This is a genomic window from Rhodococcus sp. C-2, assembly GCF_027854095.1.
GTDB classification, from domain to species: Bacteria; Actinomycetota; Actinomycetes; order Mycobacteriales; family Mycobacteriaceae; genus Rhodococcus_F; species Rhodococcus_F qingshengii.
In genome coordinates, this window is sequence record NZ_JAQGFI010000009.1 from 70,700 (window position 1) to 85,481 (window position 14,782).

The following is a 14,782-nucleotide window of genomic DNA, read 5'->3' on the forward strand; positions in this document are numbered from 1 at the left end:
ACCGCACGACGAAGGACGATCATGACCGAGCTCAAGCCTGACTTCCATGAGGTCCTGGCCCGTACCGAAGGCCCCACAGCCACCCTCGACGTGTTCCGCCGCTGGCATGAGGCCGTCGACGCGCAGGATCTCGCAGCGGTCCGTAGCTGCATGGCCGACGACATCGTGGTCGAGATCCCCTTCAGTGAGTCGGGGCAGGTAGAGGAGGGCAAGTTCCGCTCCTACGTCGGCATCGATGCGGCAACCGACTTCTGGGCCGTCGCCTTTACTGCCGAAGGCGAAAGCGAGGGACCCTGTAACTGCGAAATCACGCTGTCTGCTGACGGCACAACGGTGTTCCTCGAGACCTACGGCAAGCTCACGATGGCCAACGGCCGTGACTACCGCAACCGCTACATCATGAAGATGATCACCGAGAACAACATGGTCAAACATGTCCGCGAGTATTACAACCCGATTCAGTCCGCGTACGCGTTCGGCCGACCGATCGCCGGTCACATCACAGTCGAATCCCTCTCCTCATGAACACCGCCGAGTACCGTTTCGACGGTCAAGTCGCCTTGGTCACCGGGTCGGGAGCAGGCCTGGAACTGGCTCACGCGCGGCTGCTGGCCGAGCGTGGCGCCCAGGTCGTGATCAATGACATCAGCACCGCCGACGACGGGCGACCACTGGCCGACGTCGTCTCCGAACAGCTACGCGACGAGGGCTTGACGGCCGTCTCGGCCACCGGGAACGTCGGTGTCGAGACCGAGGCGATCGGTCTTGTCCGGCAGACCGTCGACACCTTCGGGCGCATCGACATCCTGGTCAACAACGCCGGGGCCGGCGGGAGCGGGTCTGCCCAGGAGGTCTCGACGCAGACCTTTGCCGAGACTTTGAACATGCATTTGTTCGGGACCTTCTGGACAATGCAGGAGGCCCTGCGGCACATGCGAGGTCAGGGGCACGGCCGCATCGTCAATACGACGTCAGCCCTCGGTGTGTTCGGCGCGCCCGACTCGGTGCCCTACGTGACCGCCAAGGCCGGCGTCGTCGGGCTCACGAAAGCAGCCTCGCTGGACAATCGCGACCTCGACATCCGGATAAACGCGCTGGCGCCTGTCGCTGCGACCGGATATGCCAAGGCATATTTCGAGAACCATCCCGATCTCGATCTTCGGTACCTACAGGCGTCGATCGTCTCCCCGGTGGTGGCCTACCTGTCCCACGGATCGTGTGAACTCACCTGCCAGACGCTAGCTGCGGGCGGAGGACGCGCGGCTCTGCTGTTCAGCGCCGCGGTGCCTGGACTGTCGAGTCGAACACTCTCGATCGAGGAGGTCGCGGCCGGACTCGACCAGGTCACCGACGCCGAGGGGTTCCGCATCCTCGACAGCTCGGTCGAGCAGTACGGACTACTCCCCCGCTTCAACGACTGAATGCGACGCCCTCGCCGAGGATCACGTCCTCGTCGCGGGCGCCAACGAAGGCTATGGATCCGGTGAGCGTCGAGACTCAGGCGTCTGGACCGACACGCACCATCAACTTGCCGACGTTGCCTCCGCCCAGCAGGTCGACCAACGCTGACGGGGCCGCCTGCATGCCTTCCCGGACGTCCTCAAGAACCTTCACATCGCCAGAGGAAACCAGGCCTCGAGGTCAGCGAGTGCAGTGGGGAACGACTCCGCGAAGTCGTAGACGATGAAGCCCTGCATCGCGAGCCTCTTCGTCACGAGCACAGTAGGAACGTTCGCTGGGCCTGGAGATCCAGCCGGGCCTTCGTACTGGGATACCGCACCACAGCACACGACTCGACCATGCAGGTTCATATTGTGCAGGGCAACCTCCAAGATACGACCGCCGACGCTGTCGAAGTAGACGTCTATCAGTCATATGTCTTCTCCTTGGATGTGGCGGAGCAAGCCAGACCCGTGGGCCTGGTCAGGAAGTAGTTCAGAGACCCGGCGGACGATCGTCCGCCGGGTCTCTGAGCTGGTGCTCGACTACCCCGTCATCTGTCCTTCGAAGTCGTACAGCTTGCCGTCCTCGAACAGCTTGGTGTCAGAGTTGTAGACACTCAGATAGGACGCCTCGATCGCGACCTGGTCCTTGAGACCGTCGAGTTTGAACTTCACGCCCGGCTTGAGGAGTGCAGGCTGGAAGTCCAGGTGAGTGACGGCGTCCATCATCCCGAGTCGGCTCAGACCCAGCGGAGACTTCGCCGCAACCTTTGCCGCTTCGAAGAACGGCTGCGGGTAGAGGAAGCCAGTCATCGTCGTGGTCGTGATCGGCGTACTGGGCGAGGCCTTCTTAATTGAGTCGATCGCGGTCACTACGACTGGGTCGTTGACGAACTCACCACGCGTGGGGTCCTTCGCATACGTCGTGATGTGCCAGCCATTGGCTGCCGCGCCGGCGACGTCAAACGTCAAGCTCGCGCACACTGACGACATGTATCGGTCGGCATTCCATCCCTGGTTCGAGACCTCCTGCATCGTCGACGCACACTGAGCAGCTGTCGGAACTGCGATCACCACGGTGGCCCCGGTGGAACGCAGCGTCGTGATCTGTGAGGAGGGTGACCCTGTTTCGGTTGCTTCGATCGTCTCGGTTTTTACGATCTTGCTCTTGCCCGCGTACTTCTCGAGCGCACTCAGATAATCTTTGCCCGACTCGTTGTTGGAATACAGCACTGCGACATTCGCGCCGTCGGGGTGGTTTTCGTTGATGCTGGCCATCATGATCCGCGCGTCGAGAGCGGACGGCTGAGTGAACACCGATGTCCATGGATACTCGGCGGGATTGTTGGCCGAAGTACCGCCCGAGATCCCGGGCATCAGCGGCACGCACTCCCCGCCGAGGACTCCGCGTATCGCAGCGACCTGAGCGGTGCCGACAACCCCGGTGATCAGGTCGACGCCGTCCTTGTCCAGCAAAGTCTGCGTCGTAGTTAATGCCTTGTCCGGTGTAAAAGCGTCATCACCCTGAACCAACTCGAACGTGGTGCCCAGACCCGAGGTCTCGTTGAACTGACGGAACGCCTCCTTCATGGCAGGTCCGATGCCACCCAAGGCAGGTGCAACCGGTCCTGTCTGCGGGATCGTGTTCCCAACCTTGACTGTCGTGCCGAATGCCTTGGTCACGTCGGTCGGGCAGGCTGCCAGGTCGATGCCGAGCGCCTTCGCGGCCGCATTCGACTCGCTGGACGTGTCCGCGGCGCCTGCGCTGTCACCGCCCGGTGAACTACAGGCCGTGACCAGGAGGCCGAGAGCCAGCACTGCTCCCGCCAGGTGTTTGCGATGTGTGAACACGTCGTACTCCTTCAAGAAAGGGTCCGGGACGGACCGAGAGATTGCCGAATAGAACAAGTGGTGCTGTCAGCAGTGCGCCCTCATCAAGCGCACCGAGTCGAAGGGATCCCGCGACATGTGGTGGCGGTTTTCCCGAGAATTCTGGGTGTCAGACGGGGTCTGTCACGGGTGATCTGCCGGCGGGCATCTCTTCCAGAGCGGCCGGCACCTCGTCGGGATCGAGGACCTCGAAATCTCCCGTCAGAGGGTCCTCGCCGAGTTTCACGCTGGACGCGGGCTGGGACGGCTGTACGACGAGGAACCTGGCACCGAGGCTCTTGAGACCGCCGATGACACCATCGCGAAGGGTGAAGACCATGACGATAATGAGGACACCGAAGACAACGCCAGCTGCGGGTCCCTCGGTGATCTCGCCCGTCCACAGCGGCAAGAAGTAGATCGCGAAGCCGCCGATTATCGGTCCCCAGTAGCTCGCGCGGCCACCCAGGACCATCGCGACCAGCAGGTAGATCGTGAACAGCAGCGAGAAGCTATCGGGGGTCAGAATGCCGGTGTCGACAGCGAAGAGGCCGCCGGCGAGTCCGGCGATCGCTGCCGAGATGCCGAACAGCACAGTCCTTACGACGGTGCGGTCAACACCCATGACGATCGCGGCCGACTCGTTGTCGCGAAGGGCGACAATGGCGCGTCCCGTCCGCCCCCGCATGATGTTCCAGACGATCAGGCACGCCAGCAGCAGTGCGACGACTGCTACGTAGTAAAGCCAGACCACCTGACCTGACCGGCCGGCGAAGTAGGCGATGTCCGGAGCTTTGAACTCGATGCCGAACAGACCGGCTGAGCCTCCGGTCAGCGACTCGAACCGGCGGACGAGACTCGGGAAGACCACGCCCACCGCCAGTGTCACCAACGCGAGGTACATGCCCTTCACCCGCAAAGCGGGTATGCCGACCAGCACTCCCACGATGAAACAGACCAGCATGCCCATCACGAAAGCCAGCGGAGCCGACCAACCGTGGTCGGTCACCAGGATGGCGGTCGAGTATGCACCGAATCCGAAGAAGGCTGCATGGCCCAGCGATATCTGTCCGCCGAATCCCGACAGCAGATTGAGGCCGACCGCGGCGATCGCCAGGATCAGCGCGCCTGTGATCTGGTCGAGCAGGTAGGACTTCACGACGTACGGAAGCACCACGATGACGGCCACAACGAGGATGGCACGGCCGAGGTTGAGGCCGCGGTGCGCGGCCGTGCCTTCGTGAACAGTGATCGGAAGTTCCATCAGACTCTCTCCACTCGCTTGGACCCGAAAAGGCCGGACGGTTTAACCATGAGGACCACGAGCAGCAACCCGAGCGCCACGGCCAGCTTGAGATCCGAGCCGATGAAGGACACGTAGCCGCCTACGAGACTCTCGAGCACACCGATAATCAGCCCCGCCACGACCGCGCCGCCGGGGGAATCGAAACCGCCGAGCGTGGCCGCCGCGGATGCGTAGATCAGGAAGTTGAACATCATGAACGTCGTCAGGGTCGTGCCAGGTGCCACGAGCGGCCCCAGCAGTCCGCCGACGGCGCCGGCCATGATCCAGCCCAACGCGTTGATCCGATTGACCCGGATGCCCAGCAGCTTCGCGGACTCGGGGTTACTGGTCGCGGTGCGCATCGCCAGGCCGAGCTTGGTGTACTTGAACAGCGCGAAGATGCCGGCAAGGACGAGTCCCAACAGGACCATCATCAACAGCTGCTGGTATCGCAGTCGACCGCCGAAGATCGAGATGTAGTCGTCGGGACCAGATGGCAGCACGCTGGGGAAGGGCAGCGGCTCGCCTCCCCAGATCAACCCCGCTCCCGCATTGAGGGCGAGGAAGACGCCGATCCCGACCAACAGGATCGAGTAATCGGCGTTATTACCCAGCGGCCGCACGAGTACCCGCTCTATCAGTCCGCCGCCGATCGCACCCGCCGCAACGGCCAAAAGGATCGCGAACACAACCGGGACACCGGCTTGGGTAAATGCGAAGGCGAGGAAGGCGCTGAACATGGCCATCTCGCCCTGGGCCAGGTTGAGGTGCTTGGTGCTGCGGTAGACGCATACCAGCGCGAGGGCGAGGAACGCGTAGATCACGCCGTTGTTGAGCCCGTCGATGATGCGGGCGATCAAGAGATCCATGAGTCAGTTCTCCCTAGTACCCGAGGTATGCGGCGCGGATGGCGTCGTCACCGGCAAGTTCGGCTGCCGGTCGAGATGCGGCAATCGTGCCCACCTCGATCAGGTAGCCGCGATCGGCGATGCCGAGCGCCAGGGTGGCGTTCTGCTCGACGAGCAGGATGGCCATGCTCATCTCTTTGCTGATCTGCGCCAGCGAGACGAAAAGTTCCTGCGTGAGCTTGGGAGAGAGCCCCAGACTCGGCTCGTCGCACAGCAACAGCTGGGGGCGGCTCATCATGGCCCTCGAGACCGCGAGCATCTGCTGTTCGCCACCGGACAGCAGACCGGCCTTTTGCTTGCGTCGCTCCGACAGGCGCGGGTATGTGTCGAACCAGCGCGCGATGTCGTCGACGATCCCCTTCTTATCCGTGCGCACGTGTGCACCTGCCCGAAGGTTTTCCTCCACTGTGAGGTCTGCGATCGTGCCACGTCCCTGCGGGACCTGGGCCAGTCCGAGTCGCACGACTTCGTCGGGTGAGGCTGCGGAAATGTCGTTACCGTCGAACATCACGCGGCCACGACGCTGGATCATGCCGGAGATGGCGCGCATCGTCGTCGTCTTACCAGCGCCGTTGGCACCCAGAATCACGACGACCTCCCCATTTTCGACAGTCAGGTTGATCCCGTGCAGAACATCAGCGGTGCCGTAGTTGGCGTACAGATCTTGTACTTCGAGAAGGCTCATGCGGCGGGCGCTCCCAGATAGGCCGAGATGACCTCGGGGTGTGAACGGACCTCGGTGGGCTTTCCCTCGGCGATCTTCTTGCCGAAGTTCATCGCGACGACGAGGTCGGAGATGCCCATGACCATCGCCATGTGGTGCTCGACCAGCAGGATCGAGAGGTCGAACTCGTCGCGGACGCGCAGTATCGTGCTGGACAGCTCGTCGACCTCGCTGTGGGTCAGCCCACCGGCGGGCTCGTCGAGCAGCAGCAACTTGGGCTTGGCGGCCAGCGCGCGTGCCAACTCGAGCCGCTTGAGGGTGCCGAACGGTTGATCAGCCGCGGGAAGGAAGGCGAGGTCCGCAAGGTCGAGCCGTTCGAGCAGTTCGAACGACTCACTCCGGAGTTGCTTTTCTGCCTTGTCTTCACCGAAGCGAAGCAGAGACCGCACATAGCCGCCCCTGCCACAGGAGTAGGCGCCGGCCATCGTGTTCTCGAGGAAGGTCAGCGACGGGAACAGGCCGAGGTTCTGGAACGTGCGTGCAACGCCGTGCCCGGCGATCTTGTGAGCAGGTACGGAAAGGAGTTCCTCTCCATCCATCCTGATGCTGCCTGAGCTCGGCTGGTAGATCCGGCTGACACAGTTGAACAGCGTGGTCTTGCCGGCCCCGTTAGGGCCGATCAGGCCGCAGATCTGTCCGCTGCCGATCGTGAATGAAAGGCCGTCGAGGGCTTTTATCCCGCCGAAGTGCATCGAAACGTCGTCGATGATGAGCCCACTCATGGTGATCTCCTCGTCTCTCTGGCCAGGAACTGTTTCATGTGGTCTCCCGTGGTTCGTGTGGCATGTGCGTCGCACTAGGTGTGAGCGAAGGCACACTGACCATCCGTTTTCGTCAGTGTGATGTGGACTACATCGAGGTGTCACAGCTAGTTCCACCGAACGGAACGAGGCACCGCGGAGACTCTGCGGACGACAAATCCTGCTGCTGTCTCCGACGTGGAGCCGTTCCCGCATGCCCGCGTTTCTCTGGAATTTCCTGGCATGCCGGACGCGACAATGCAGGAAGTGCCATCCGTGTGATCGGCTGAAGCCTCCATCGAGACAGCCGTGGCGCGAAGCACAAGTTCCGGCAGACGGAACGCTTGCGCAAAGTCAGCTACCGCGGCGCATAACGCCAGCTTTGCCGTTTCGGCCCGTGGAACATTTCCTATCGACGTCGCCCTCGAAGACATCCTGAGCCCATGAAAGCTATGCGCATGACCGTCGCCGGGCGACCCATGGAACTGCAGGACATTCCGATACCGGACGCAGCACCAGGATGGGTCGTGCTGCGCGTCGAAGCCGCCGGGTTGTGTCACTCCGACCTGCACATCCTGGACGGCTCACTGGTCCACACGATGTCCACCGAGGAGGGCGAGCTGCTCGCCACCACCGCACCGATCACGCTCGGTCACGAAATCGCCGGAACCATATTCGAAATCGGTAACGGGGTTCCCACCCACTTCTCGGTGGGCGATCGAGTTATCTCCGGCGGGCCGATGATCCCTCGAGCCACACCGGGCCTCACTATCGACGGCGGCTTCGCCCAGTACGTCACGGTGCCGCACGAGAAGCTGCAACCCATCCCCGACGGTGTCGGCTTCGATGAGGCAGCAGTCGCGACCGACTCGATCGCAACGGCCTACTCGGCCGTCCGAACCACCGCAGGAGTCAATGCCGGTGAAACGGTGGCGATCATCGGACTGGGAGGCCTCGGCCTCAACGGCGTGCGGACAGCAGCACTGCTCGACAGCACGGTCTACGGCGTAGACGTGAACCCCGTGACGTTCGACGCGGCACGAGGCGCTGGAGCGACCGAGTGTTTCACCGAGATCGAGTCGCTGCGTGACCTGCGCCCCGATGTCCTCGTCGACTTCGCGGGCACCGGCTCCACGACCGAGCAAGCCTTAAGTGTCGTGCGCAGCGGAGGGCGGGTCGTCGTGGTCGGGATGTCTGCGGCCGCCGCGAAGGTCGACACACACAGCCTGATATTGCGCCGCCAGACCCTGCGCGGCTCCTTCGGCCGCACCGTCACGGATATGGCCGAGGTCCTCGACCTACTCGCGCAAGGGCATCTGCGGCCCGAAACGACCGTCGTCGACCTGGCCGACCTCAATGAGGCCTACGCCCGGCTCGAGCGTGGCGAGGTCGTGGGGCGACTCGTGACCCACCCGTGACGTCAACCGTTCCGGCGTTCAGCCCTGCAGAACGCCGGAACGGAACCAACCGTCACAGCTCTACGCACTACGGGATGCCATGCGGCTCCTGAGGTGCCCCGAAAAACGGACGATGCCCACCAGTCGTGAATCTGGTGGGCATCGTTACGTCTCGCGTTCTCGCACTCAGGTGGCGGGCTGCTGCTCTTGGACCCTACGTGCGGCGGTGTATCCCGCGGCCGGCGGATTGTGCTGCTCCGGGGGCAGGACCTCTCCGGTGATCAGTGCGTTCCAGCGCCGCCACCATGCCCGCATCTGCAACTCGTCGGATCCTACGGGCTGGTCCTCCCCTGCCATGCCGCGCGAAACGTCCGACCACGGCAATTCCTGGTATGAGGCGAAGGACCGTTGACAGGTCTCGAGCGCCTCGACGTCGTCGGGTGAGGCCAGGCCGCCCGGCCCCCAGAACGTCAGAAAGTTGTCGAGGCGCTGGCGCTTGAGTTCGTCGCCCTCCTCCGGCGGGATGAGCTGCCAGGCCGAGACTTCCATATAGTCGGGTGCGAGTGGGTCAATCTTGCGGACCACGACGCCCATAACCAAGTCGATGATGACCAGATTGGGGAAGATCACAAGATTGCGGGACCCTGACATCCGGTCGACCCACTCGTCGCCGTACTTCGCCCGGAACTCCTCGAAGCGCGACTCCCTCTCAGCATTGCCCTCTACGGAAAGCGGACGTCCGAACAGTCCGCCTGTATCGGGTCCGCCGGCGACGACAGCATGTCCGTTACCCAGATCGAGGCCCACGGACTGCGACAATTTGGCGCTGTCGATTTCGACCCCGGATGCCATAACCATCTCGAAGTAGCGCTGGTGCGCCGAGACCGCGTGGTAGCCATCGACGCTGTTCTCAACGAGTAACTTCCAGTTGGCCTTGACCGAGTACTCGTGCGACCCCTCGAGGATCTGCATGCCCGCCTCGGACTGATCTGCGACCAGGTCGATGAAGTCTGTTGCACCAGCGAGGTAGTCGACCAGCGGCTCGACGTCAGGGTTGAAGCTGACGAAAACGAAGCCTCGGTACGAGTCGACCTTCGCTGGGGTCGACAAGCCTGGACGCTCGAAAGCCGGACCGTACGAGGTGTCGCCAGGGACAGAGACTAGCTTGCCCGCAGAGCTGAAGCTCCAGCCATGGTAGAAGCACGTCATGAACCGGGCATTGCCCTCCGGCTCGCGGCAGATCATCGCGCCGCGATGCGGGCACGAATTGATCCAGACCTGAATCTTGCCCTTGGAGTCACGACCGAAGATCAGCGGACGACCCGCGACGTTGCGCGTCTTGAAGTCGTTGGGCTTCTTCAGCTCTGTCTCGTGACCGAGGTAGAGCCAAACCTGGCTGAAGATCTGGTCGCGTTCCTTGGCGAAGACCTCGGGATCGACCATCGCTTGACGGTTTACCCGGAAACGGGGCATCTCGCGGTCGTCGTCGATGAATTGCGACATCAGCACACTTCCTTTGTATTCTCGGTGCTCTGGGTGCTGCGGAGAACTGACCTCCGCCGAATCATTGCTCGGTCAAACGTGCCTGGGCCATACGGCACGGGATAGTGGACGTTCCGATCATCGGAAACGCGGGGAGATCGAACGAAGCCATGTCAGTCACTCATGGCTTCCTTGAGGGACCAGATCTCGGCGAACGGCGACTGCCGCGGCACGACCCGCAGGTTTAGCCACTCCATGACACGCTGCCGGGAGTCGAACATCGCTGCATGGCCCAAGGCCTCGGCCGACTCGCGGAAGAAGTCATCGCCGACACCGGGGTAAGTCACGACCTCGGTGTATGCCGGTGACGAGTCCGTCAGCCGCTCGGCCAGAAGCCTGACGGATTCAATCGGCGCGGCCTCGTCGTCGGCTCCGAACATGCCCAGCCAGGGCGTCGTGACCGGTCGGGCGTCGTCGACCAGTGCGGGTCGGACGTCGGTGCCGCGGGCCACTCCGTCTGGCGAGACGCTGACGGCGGCGCCGAGGTCCAGATCGGCGGCCGCCCGCAGGGCGATCCGTCCACCGAAGCCGTAGCCCACGATGCCGATCTGTTCCTCGCGCCAGCCTCGCTTCTCGAGCTGCGCCACGAAGGATCGCAGGACCTCAAGCACGCGGTCGTCATCAATGAGATCGGGACTGACGGCCGTCATGTCGGCCGCGAGCGACTCGTAGCCTTGCTCCGCGAACCCGTTCATGAGTTCGACCGACTGTTCGCCCAGCCCATCCTGGTCAAACAGCAAGATCACGGCGCCGCGGGGGATGCCGGGCAGGTTGATCTGCGCGATCGGCCAATTACCACCTGCAGCAACGACTTCGGCGTACGTTGGTATGATCCTGGGAACGGGAATCATCGTTCCTTGCCCCTCTCGTCGTCTATCGGTCGATGGTGTCCCACCGACCACCACCCGTCACGTGAACGTTCTGGACGCTGGAACGCTGCCGGTCAGCCGATGTGGCCTTCCGCATCGTTCCAATAGGGCTGGCGCAGTACCCGTTTGAGGATTTTGCCTGAGGGATTGCGCGGTAATTCGTCGAGGAATTCAACGGATGTAGGACACTTGTAGACCGCAAGGTTGGCCCGCGCGTAGGCGATGACTTCGGCCTCGGTCAGTGCAGCATCGGCGTTCAGGACGACCATCGCCTTGACCGTCTCACCCCACCGGTTCGACGGGACGCCGATCACTGCGATGTCGTTGATGGCGGGATGCTCGATCAGGACGTTCTCGATCTCGATCGGGTAGACGTTCTCGGCCCCGCTCACGATCATGTCCTTGAGCCGGTCACGCATGTAAACGTATCCGTCCCGTAGCAATGCACCGTCACCGGTTCGGACGAAACCATCCTCGGTCAGCGTGTCGCGCGTGGCTTCTTCGTTGCACCAGTATCCGTGCATATTGGTAGGCGCTTTGATCCAGACCTCACCGACGACATCGTCCTCGACGTCGTCGCCCGTCCCGGGGTCGACGACGCGCAAGGTGACACCAGGTATGGCCCTGCCGACCGACAGGATACGTTCGGGATGCTCGGGGTCGAGATGGTCCTCGGGGAGCAAGGTAGTGGCGCTCTGCGTCTCGGTCAGACCGTACATTTGCAGGAACCTGGCATCGAAGACGGCCAGGCACCGACGAAGCAGTTCAGGTGAGATCGGTGAAGCGGCGTAAGCGATCGTATCCAGGCTGGAGAGATCATATCGGTCGATCTCGGACGACTCGGCGATCATCTTGAGCACCGCCGGAACGAGCGTCGTCATCGTGATCCGCCACCGTGCGATGAGCGACAAGACTGTGGTCGGAGCGGTATCGCGCGCGATGACGATGTGGGCACCTGTGCGGAAACCCAGTACCCCCAAGCATGCTCCTGCCGAGTGAAAGACCGGCATCGAGATCAGCAGGGTTGACGTCTCGTCAATGCGCAGGACCTCGGCCATTCCCTCCGTCGCGAGCACGGCGCGGCTACTGAACAAAACTCCCTTGGGTAGGCCCGTCGTGCCCGAGGTGTACATCTGCATCGCGGTGTCGTCGGACCGGACCGGGACGAGGGGATCCTTCGCGACGTGACGCTCGAGCCAGTCTTCGTAGCTTTCCAGGCCCTGCGCCCTGCCGATCACGACGACTTTCTCGACCGTCGTCAGATCGTCACGAAACTGCTCGTACTGCCCTACGAACTCTTCCCCCACGAACAACACCTTGGCCGTGGAGTGGTTGATGATCTGCAGCATCTCACGTGGCGCGAGGCGCCAATTTACCGCTGCGGTCACGGCCCCTGCCATCGCGGAGCCGGCCGTGATTTCGAAGAACTCCGGGTTGTTCTTGTCGAGGAAGATGACCCGGTCTTGCGGTCCGACTCCGGACTCGGTGAGCCCGTGTGCGAGCCGGCTAGCCCTGTCGTGGAGCTCGGCCCACGTCAGGGTCACATCATCGCAACTCATGCAGGGCTTATCGGGCGCCGTGGTCGCCCAGCGGCGAACATGCTCGGCAATGGACGGGTCGGTGTCTATGGGCACAGGGACCTCTTTCAGGGTAGATGGACGAGATGAAACAGGCAGGCGATTCGGGAAGCGATGCGCGTGCTCGGTTAAGGACGGGTCGTTTTCACGGGCAATAGCGACCTCTTTCAGTCGAGAGGGAGCAGGCGCGTGATTCGGGCAGCAGCGTCGACCGCGAGCCGGCCCAAGGAATCCAGACCGGCGTCACCGGTGCGCGCCACACCCGCAGTCGGGACACTCAGCGAGATCGCAGCGATTGTCTTTCCATCGCGCAGAACCGGGGCAGCGACGCAAATCGTTCCGTGGCATGCCTCCTCACGCTCGATCGCGTAACCATCCGTGTGCGCCTTGCTCAACTGCTCGACGAACTGGTTGCGTAGAGCAACCGAGTAGGGGGTGACCCGGGACAGTGGCTGTCCGATGACGGACAACACCGTCGCCCGCGAGCTATAGGCGAGGATCGCCTTGCCGAGTGCCGTGCAGGTAGCTGGGAAGCGACCGCCGACTCGGCTCGGCAGCCGGTTCCAGCTGGTCTGGTGATCTTGTCGAGGTAGAGCACGTCGCGACCGCTCAGGGTCGCGACGTGGACAGCGTCGGCGTTCGAGCGCTCGAACAGCCAGTTGAGCGGTCCGGACGCGACATCACGCAACTCGCCGAACTCCGACCACCGAGCTGCTTCGCTGAGCTCGAAGAATGTGCCGCCAACTCGGTAGCGTGAGCCGCTGCGTCCAACGAAGCCGTGCTCAACGAGAGTTTTGAGCAGCCGGTGCGCCGTGCTCTTGGGGACGCCGATGTCGGCCGCGACCTCGGTGAGTCCGAAGGAGTTTCCGCGGGCCTTCGAGATGACCTCGAGCAGTTCCAGCGCCTTCGACGCGGAAGACTGCGCTACATTCTCAGTCGGTTCACGGGACGCGTTGACTTCCCGGTCGAGCGTGAACGGTTCAATGATGTCGATGCTCATTTGGACCTCTTCCTCATCGCTGCCACCTACCCAGAGCGCGCTGGTGCGACGGGAGTGTCGCTATCGGTGCAGCCAAATCGGTGTGACGTAGATAACGCCGTAATCAATGGCTATCGTGGGATCCGTGTCCGATAAATGGCACCCACGGTTCCGACCGCTGGAACGTCTGCGCACCGCCCGGGTTCCCTGATCACGGTCAGCATGAGTACCGTCCCGTCAGATGGAACAGCGGTAGCCTGCACTGTTGTTGGTCATCGAGACCGAGGACGGATTCCTCGTCTATGTCGAGTCACACAGGGTCGAGGCACGCGGGCGTATCGCCCCACCCCGGTGCAAGAGCCGACACCATCGCGCTCCTGGTCACGACTCTGGAGACCGCCAGCCCATGCATGGCTGAACCGCAATGTGGCGGCAACTCGGGCCGACTCGAACGGCACGCGCCCGAGTTGCACGATCATGACCGCCATCACCACCTGAGCCGAGGTCCCACGCTTAGGGCACGATGAGCAGCTTGCAGTGTGGACTGGTTGCCTGGCGTTTCCACGTCTCGGCGACGTCTGCGAGGGCCGTACGCTCGAACTCGACGTGGATCCCACCTGTGCGTGCCACCTGGCACAGGTCGCCGAAGGCCCGCGCCTTGACGGCGGTCGGCACCATGTCGATGCTGCACGAGAGCAGGTCACGCCCTTTGAGGGGGATCCCGGGGAGTTCGACGGTCCGGCCTGCGCGCATTCCGAGGTTGACGATCCGCCCGCCGGCCCGGGTCGCCCGGATGCCGGCCACCATGGGGTCGCCGAACAAAGAGTCGACGACGAGATCGAAGCCCCCCTCGGAGGCGTCGACGAGCCTGCTCTCATAGCCCTCGTCGAGCGTCACCACGGTGTCCGCTCCATGATCGAGCAGGGTGTCCAGGGTTTCGCGGTCACGACCCGCGGCAACGACTCGGCGCGCTCCGAGAGCCTTGGCCGCCTGTACGGCGATCTGGCCGACGCTGCCGGTCGCTCCGAGCACCAGTACCGACTCACCGGGCTGGATGCCGGCCTTGTATGTCAGCGCGAGCCAGGCGGTCGTGCCGGCGACGCCGAGACACAGAGCCTGTTCGTCGGTGATGTCGTCGGCGAGCGGCTGGACCTGCCCCAGGTGCGCCACGGCCTGCTCCGCGAACGTGCCGTGGGGGTGCTGTGCGGGATAAAAGTAGACCCGCTTTCCGTCGGGTGTTCTACCGACCGCTTCGATCCCGGGGACGAACGGCGTCGACGGCTTCAGCCGAATACCCGAGGCATAAACCAAGTCCGCCGGATTGAGGGCTGCGGTTGAAACGTGCACGAGAACGCCGCCCTCGCCAGCGACCGGGTCGGGTCGCTCGCCGAGGACTGGCTCAGCTCCGAGTTCTGTGATGATTGCAGCACGCACGGTGTCCTCCTGTTCG

15 protein-coding genes are annotated in these 14,782 nt (G+C 63.1%); 3 read left to right on the forward strand and 12 right to left on the reverse strand.

Annotated features, from left to right (window positions below; genetic code table 11):
• Window positions 1-21 precede the first annotated feature (21 nt).
• Complete coding sequence (locus PCS43_RS19655; protein ID WP_058228064.1) at window positions 22-525, forward strand: nuclear transport factor 2 family protein; 504 nt, start codon at window positions 22-24, stop codon at window positions 523-525.
• Window positions 522-1,421: an SDR family NAD(P)-dependent oxidoreductase gene (locus PCS43_RS19660; protein WP_058228063.1), complete on the forward strand. Its 900-nt coding sequence runs from the start codon at window positions 522-524 to the stop codon at window positions 1,419-1,421. Before PCS43_RS19655 ends, PCS43_RS19660 begins: the two co-directional genes overlap by 4 nt.
• A gap of 189 nt (window positions 1,422-1,610) precedes the next feature.
• Here PCS43_RS19660 and PCS43_RS19665 read toward each other — a convergent pair whose 3' ends face one another.
• The 6 genes from PCS43_RS19665 to PCS43_RS19690 all read right to left on the reverse strand — a co-directional run bounded on the left by PCS43_RS19665 (window position 1,611) and on the right by PCS43_RS19690 (window position 6,950).
• Window positions 1,611-1,871, reverse strand: coding sequence for a zinc-binding dehydrogenase (locus PCS43_RS19665; protein WP_082654932.1), 261 nt, complete (start codon window positions 1,869-1,871; stop codon window positions 1,611-1,613).
• Between the two features lie 114 nt (window positions 1,872-1,985).
• On the reverse strand, window positions 1,986-3,293 hold the full coding sequence (locus PCS43_RS19670; RefSeq protein WP_058228062.1) for an ABC transporter substrate-binding protein: 1,308 nt from the start codon (window positions 3,291-3,293) through the stop codon (window positions 1,986-1,988).
• 148 nt (window positions 3,294-3,441) lie between these two features.
• The gene (locus PCS43_RS19675) at window positions 3,442-4,575 is read right to left on the reverse strand and encodes a branched-chain amino acid ABC transporter permease (protein WP_058228061.1); all 1,134 of its coding nucleotides are present in this window, start codon (window positions 4,573-4,575) and stop codon (window positions 3,442-3,444) included.
• Window positions 4,575-5,465, reverse strand: a complete 891-nt coding sequence (locus PCS43_RS19680) for a branched-chain amino acid ABC transporter permease (RefSeq protein WP_058228060.1) — start codon at window positions 5,463-5,465, stop codon at window positions 4,575-4,577. Before PCS43_RS19680 ends, PCS43_RS19675 begins: the two co-directional genes overlap by 1 nt.
• Window positions 5,466-5,478: 13 nt before the next feature.
• Window positions 5,479-6,189, reverse strand: a complete 711-nt coding sequence (locus PCS43_RS19685) for an ABC transporter ATP-binding protein (protein ID WP_058228059.1) — start codon at window positions 6,187-6,189, stop codon at window positions 5,479-5,481.
• Complete coding sequence (locus PCS43_RS19690; protein WP_058228058.1) at window positions 6,186-6,950, reverse strand: ABC transporter ATP-binding protein; 765 nt, start codon at window positions 6,948-6,950, stop codon at window positions 6,186-6,188. The genes PCS43_RS19685 and PCS43_RS19690 overlap by 4 nt, the downstream gene beginning before the upstream one ends.
• Before the next feature lie 461 nt (window positions 6,951-7,411).
• On the opposite strand from PCS43_RS19690, the gene PCS43_RS19695 reads away from it, so the two are divergent.
• On the forward strand, window positions 7,412-8,386 hold the full coding sequence (locus PCS43_RS19695) for a zinc-binding dehydrogenase (RefSeq protein WP_064074860.1): 975 nt from the start codon (window positions 7,412-7,414) through the stop codon (window positions 8,384-8,386).
• Window positions 8,387-8,551: 165 nt separating this feature from the next.
• Here PCS43_RS19695 and PCS43_RS19700 read toward each other — a convergent pair whose 3' ends face one another.
• The 6 genes from PCS43_RS19700 to PCS43_RS19725 form a co-directional block, all read right to left on the reverse strand.
• A complete protein-coding gene (locus PCS43_RS19700) occupies window positions 8,552-9,868 on the reverse strand; it encodes an aromatic ring-hydroxylating oxygenase subunit alpha (protein ID WP_058228100.1) in 1,317 nt (438 codons plus the stop codon).
• Between the two features lie 152 nt (window positions 9,869-10,020).
• Window positions 10,021-10,758: a dienelactone hydrolase family protein gene (locus PCS43_RS19705; RefSeq protein ID WP_058228056.1), complete on the reverse strand. Its 738-nt coding sequence runs from the start codon at window positions 10,756-10,758 to the stop codon at window positions 10,021-10,023.
• A 92-nt stretch (window positions 10,759-10,850) separates the two neighbouring features.
• The gene (locus tag PCS43_RS19710; RefSeq protein ID WP_167349902.1) at window positions 10,851-12,410 is read right to left on the reverse strand and encodes a long-chain-fatty-acid--CoA ligase; all 1,560 of its coding nucleotides are present in this window, start codon (window positions 12,408-12,410) and stop codon (window positions 10,851-10,853) included.
• 110 nt (window positions 12,411-12,520) lie between these two features.
• Complete coding sequence (locus tag PCS43_RS19715) at window positions 12,521-12,853, reverse strand: IclR family transcriptional regulator domain-containing protein (RefSeq protein WP_231915187.1); 333 nt, start codon at window positions 12,851-12,853, stop codon at window positions 12,521-12,523.
• Complete coding sequence (locus PCS43_RS19720; protein WP_058228054.1) at window positions 12,745-13,353, reverse strand: helix-turn-helix domain-containing protein; 609 nt, start codon at window positions 13,351-13,353, stop codon at window positions 12,745-12,747. The genes PCS43_RS19715 and PCS43_RS19720 overlap by 109 nt, the downstream gene beginning before the upstream one ends.
• Window positions 13,354-13,845: 492 nt before the next feature.
• Window positions 13,846-14,766 (reverse strand): quinone oxidoreductase family protein, encoded by a 921-nt coding sequence (locus PCS43_RS19725; protein ID WP_064074859.1) that lies wholly within the window; start codon window positions 14,764-14,766, stop codon window positions 13,846-13,848.
• Window positions 14,767-14,782 lie beyond the last annotated feature (16 nt).

What these genes read in the sequence shown, in the direction of transcription:
- PCS43_RS19655 (WP_058228064.1), top strand. Translation starts at nt 22, where the DNA reads ATGACCGAGCTCAAGCCTGACTTCCATGAGGTCCTGGCCCGTACCGAA.
- PCS43_RS19660 (WP_058228063.1), top strand. Translation starts at nt 522, where the DNA reads ATGAACACCGCCGAGTACCGTTTCGACGGTCAAGTCGCCTTGGTCACC.
- PCS43_RS19675 (WP_058228061.1), bottom strand. Translation starts at nt 4,575, where the DNA reads ATGGAACTTCCGATCACTGTTCACGAAGGCACGGCCGCGCACCGCGGC.
- PCS43_RS19680 (WP_058228060.1), bottom strand. Translation starts at nt 5,465, where the DNA reads ATGGATCTCTTGATCGCCCGCATCATCGACGGGCTCAACAACGGCGTG.
- PCS43_RS19685 (WP_058228059.1), bottom strand. Translation starts at nt 6,189, where the DNA reads ATGAGCCTTCTCGAAGTACAAGATCTGTACGCCAACTACGGCACCGCT.
- PCS43_RS19690 (WP_058228058.1), bottom strand. Translation starts at nt 6,950, where the DNA reads ATGAGTGGGCTCATCATCGACGACGTTTCGATGCACTTCGGCGGGATA.
- PCS43_RS19695 (WP_064074860.1), top strand. Translation starts at nt 7,412, where the DNA reads ATGAAAGCTATGCGCATGACCGTCGCCGGGCGACCCATGGAACTGCAG.
- PCS43_RS19700 (WP_058228100.1), bottom strand. Translation starts at nt 9,868, where the DNA reads ATGTCGCAATTCATCGACGACGACCGCGAGATGCCCCGTTTCCGGGTA.
- PCS43_RS19705 (WP_058228056.1), bottom strand. Translation starts at nt 10,758, where the DNA reads ATGATTCCCGTTCCCAGGATCATACCAACGTACGCCGAAGTCGTTGCT.
- PCS43_RS19720 (WP_058228054.1), bottom strand. Translation starts at nt 13,353, where the DNA reads ATGAGCATCGACATCATTGAACCGTTCACGCTCGACCGGGAAGTCAAC.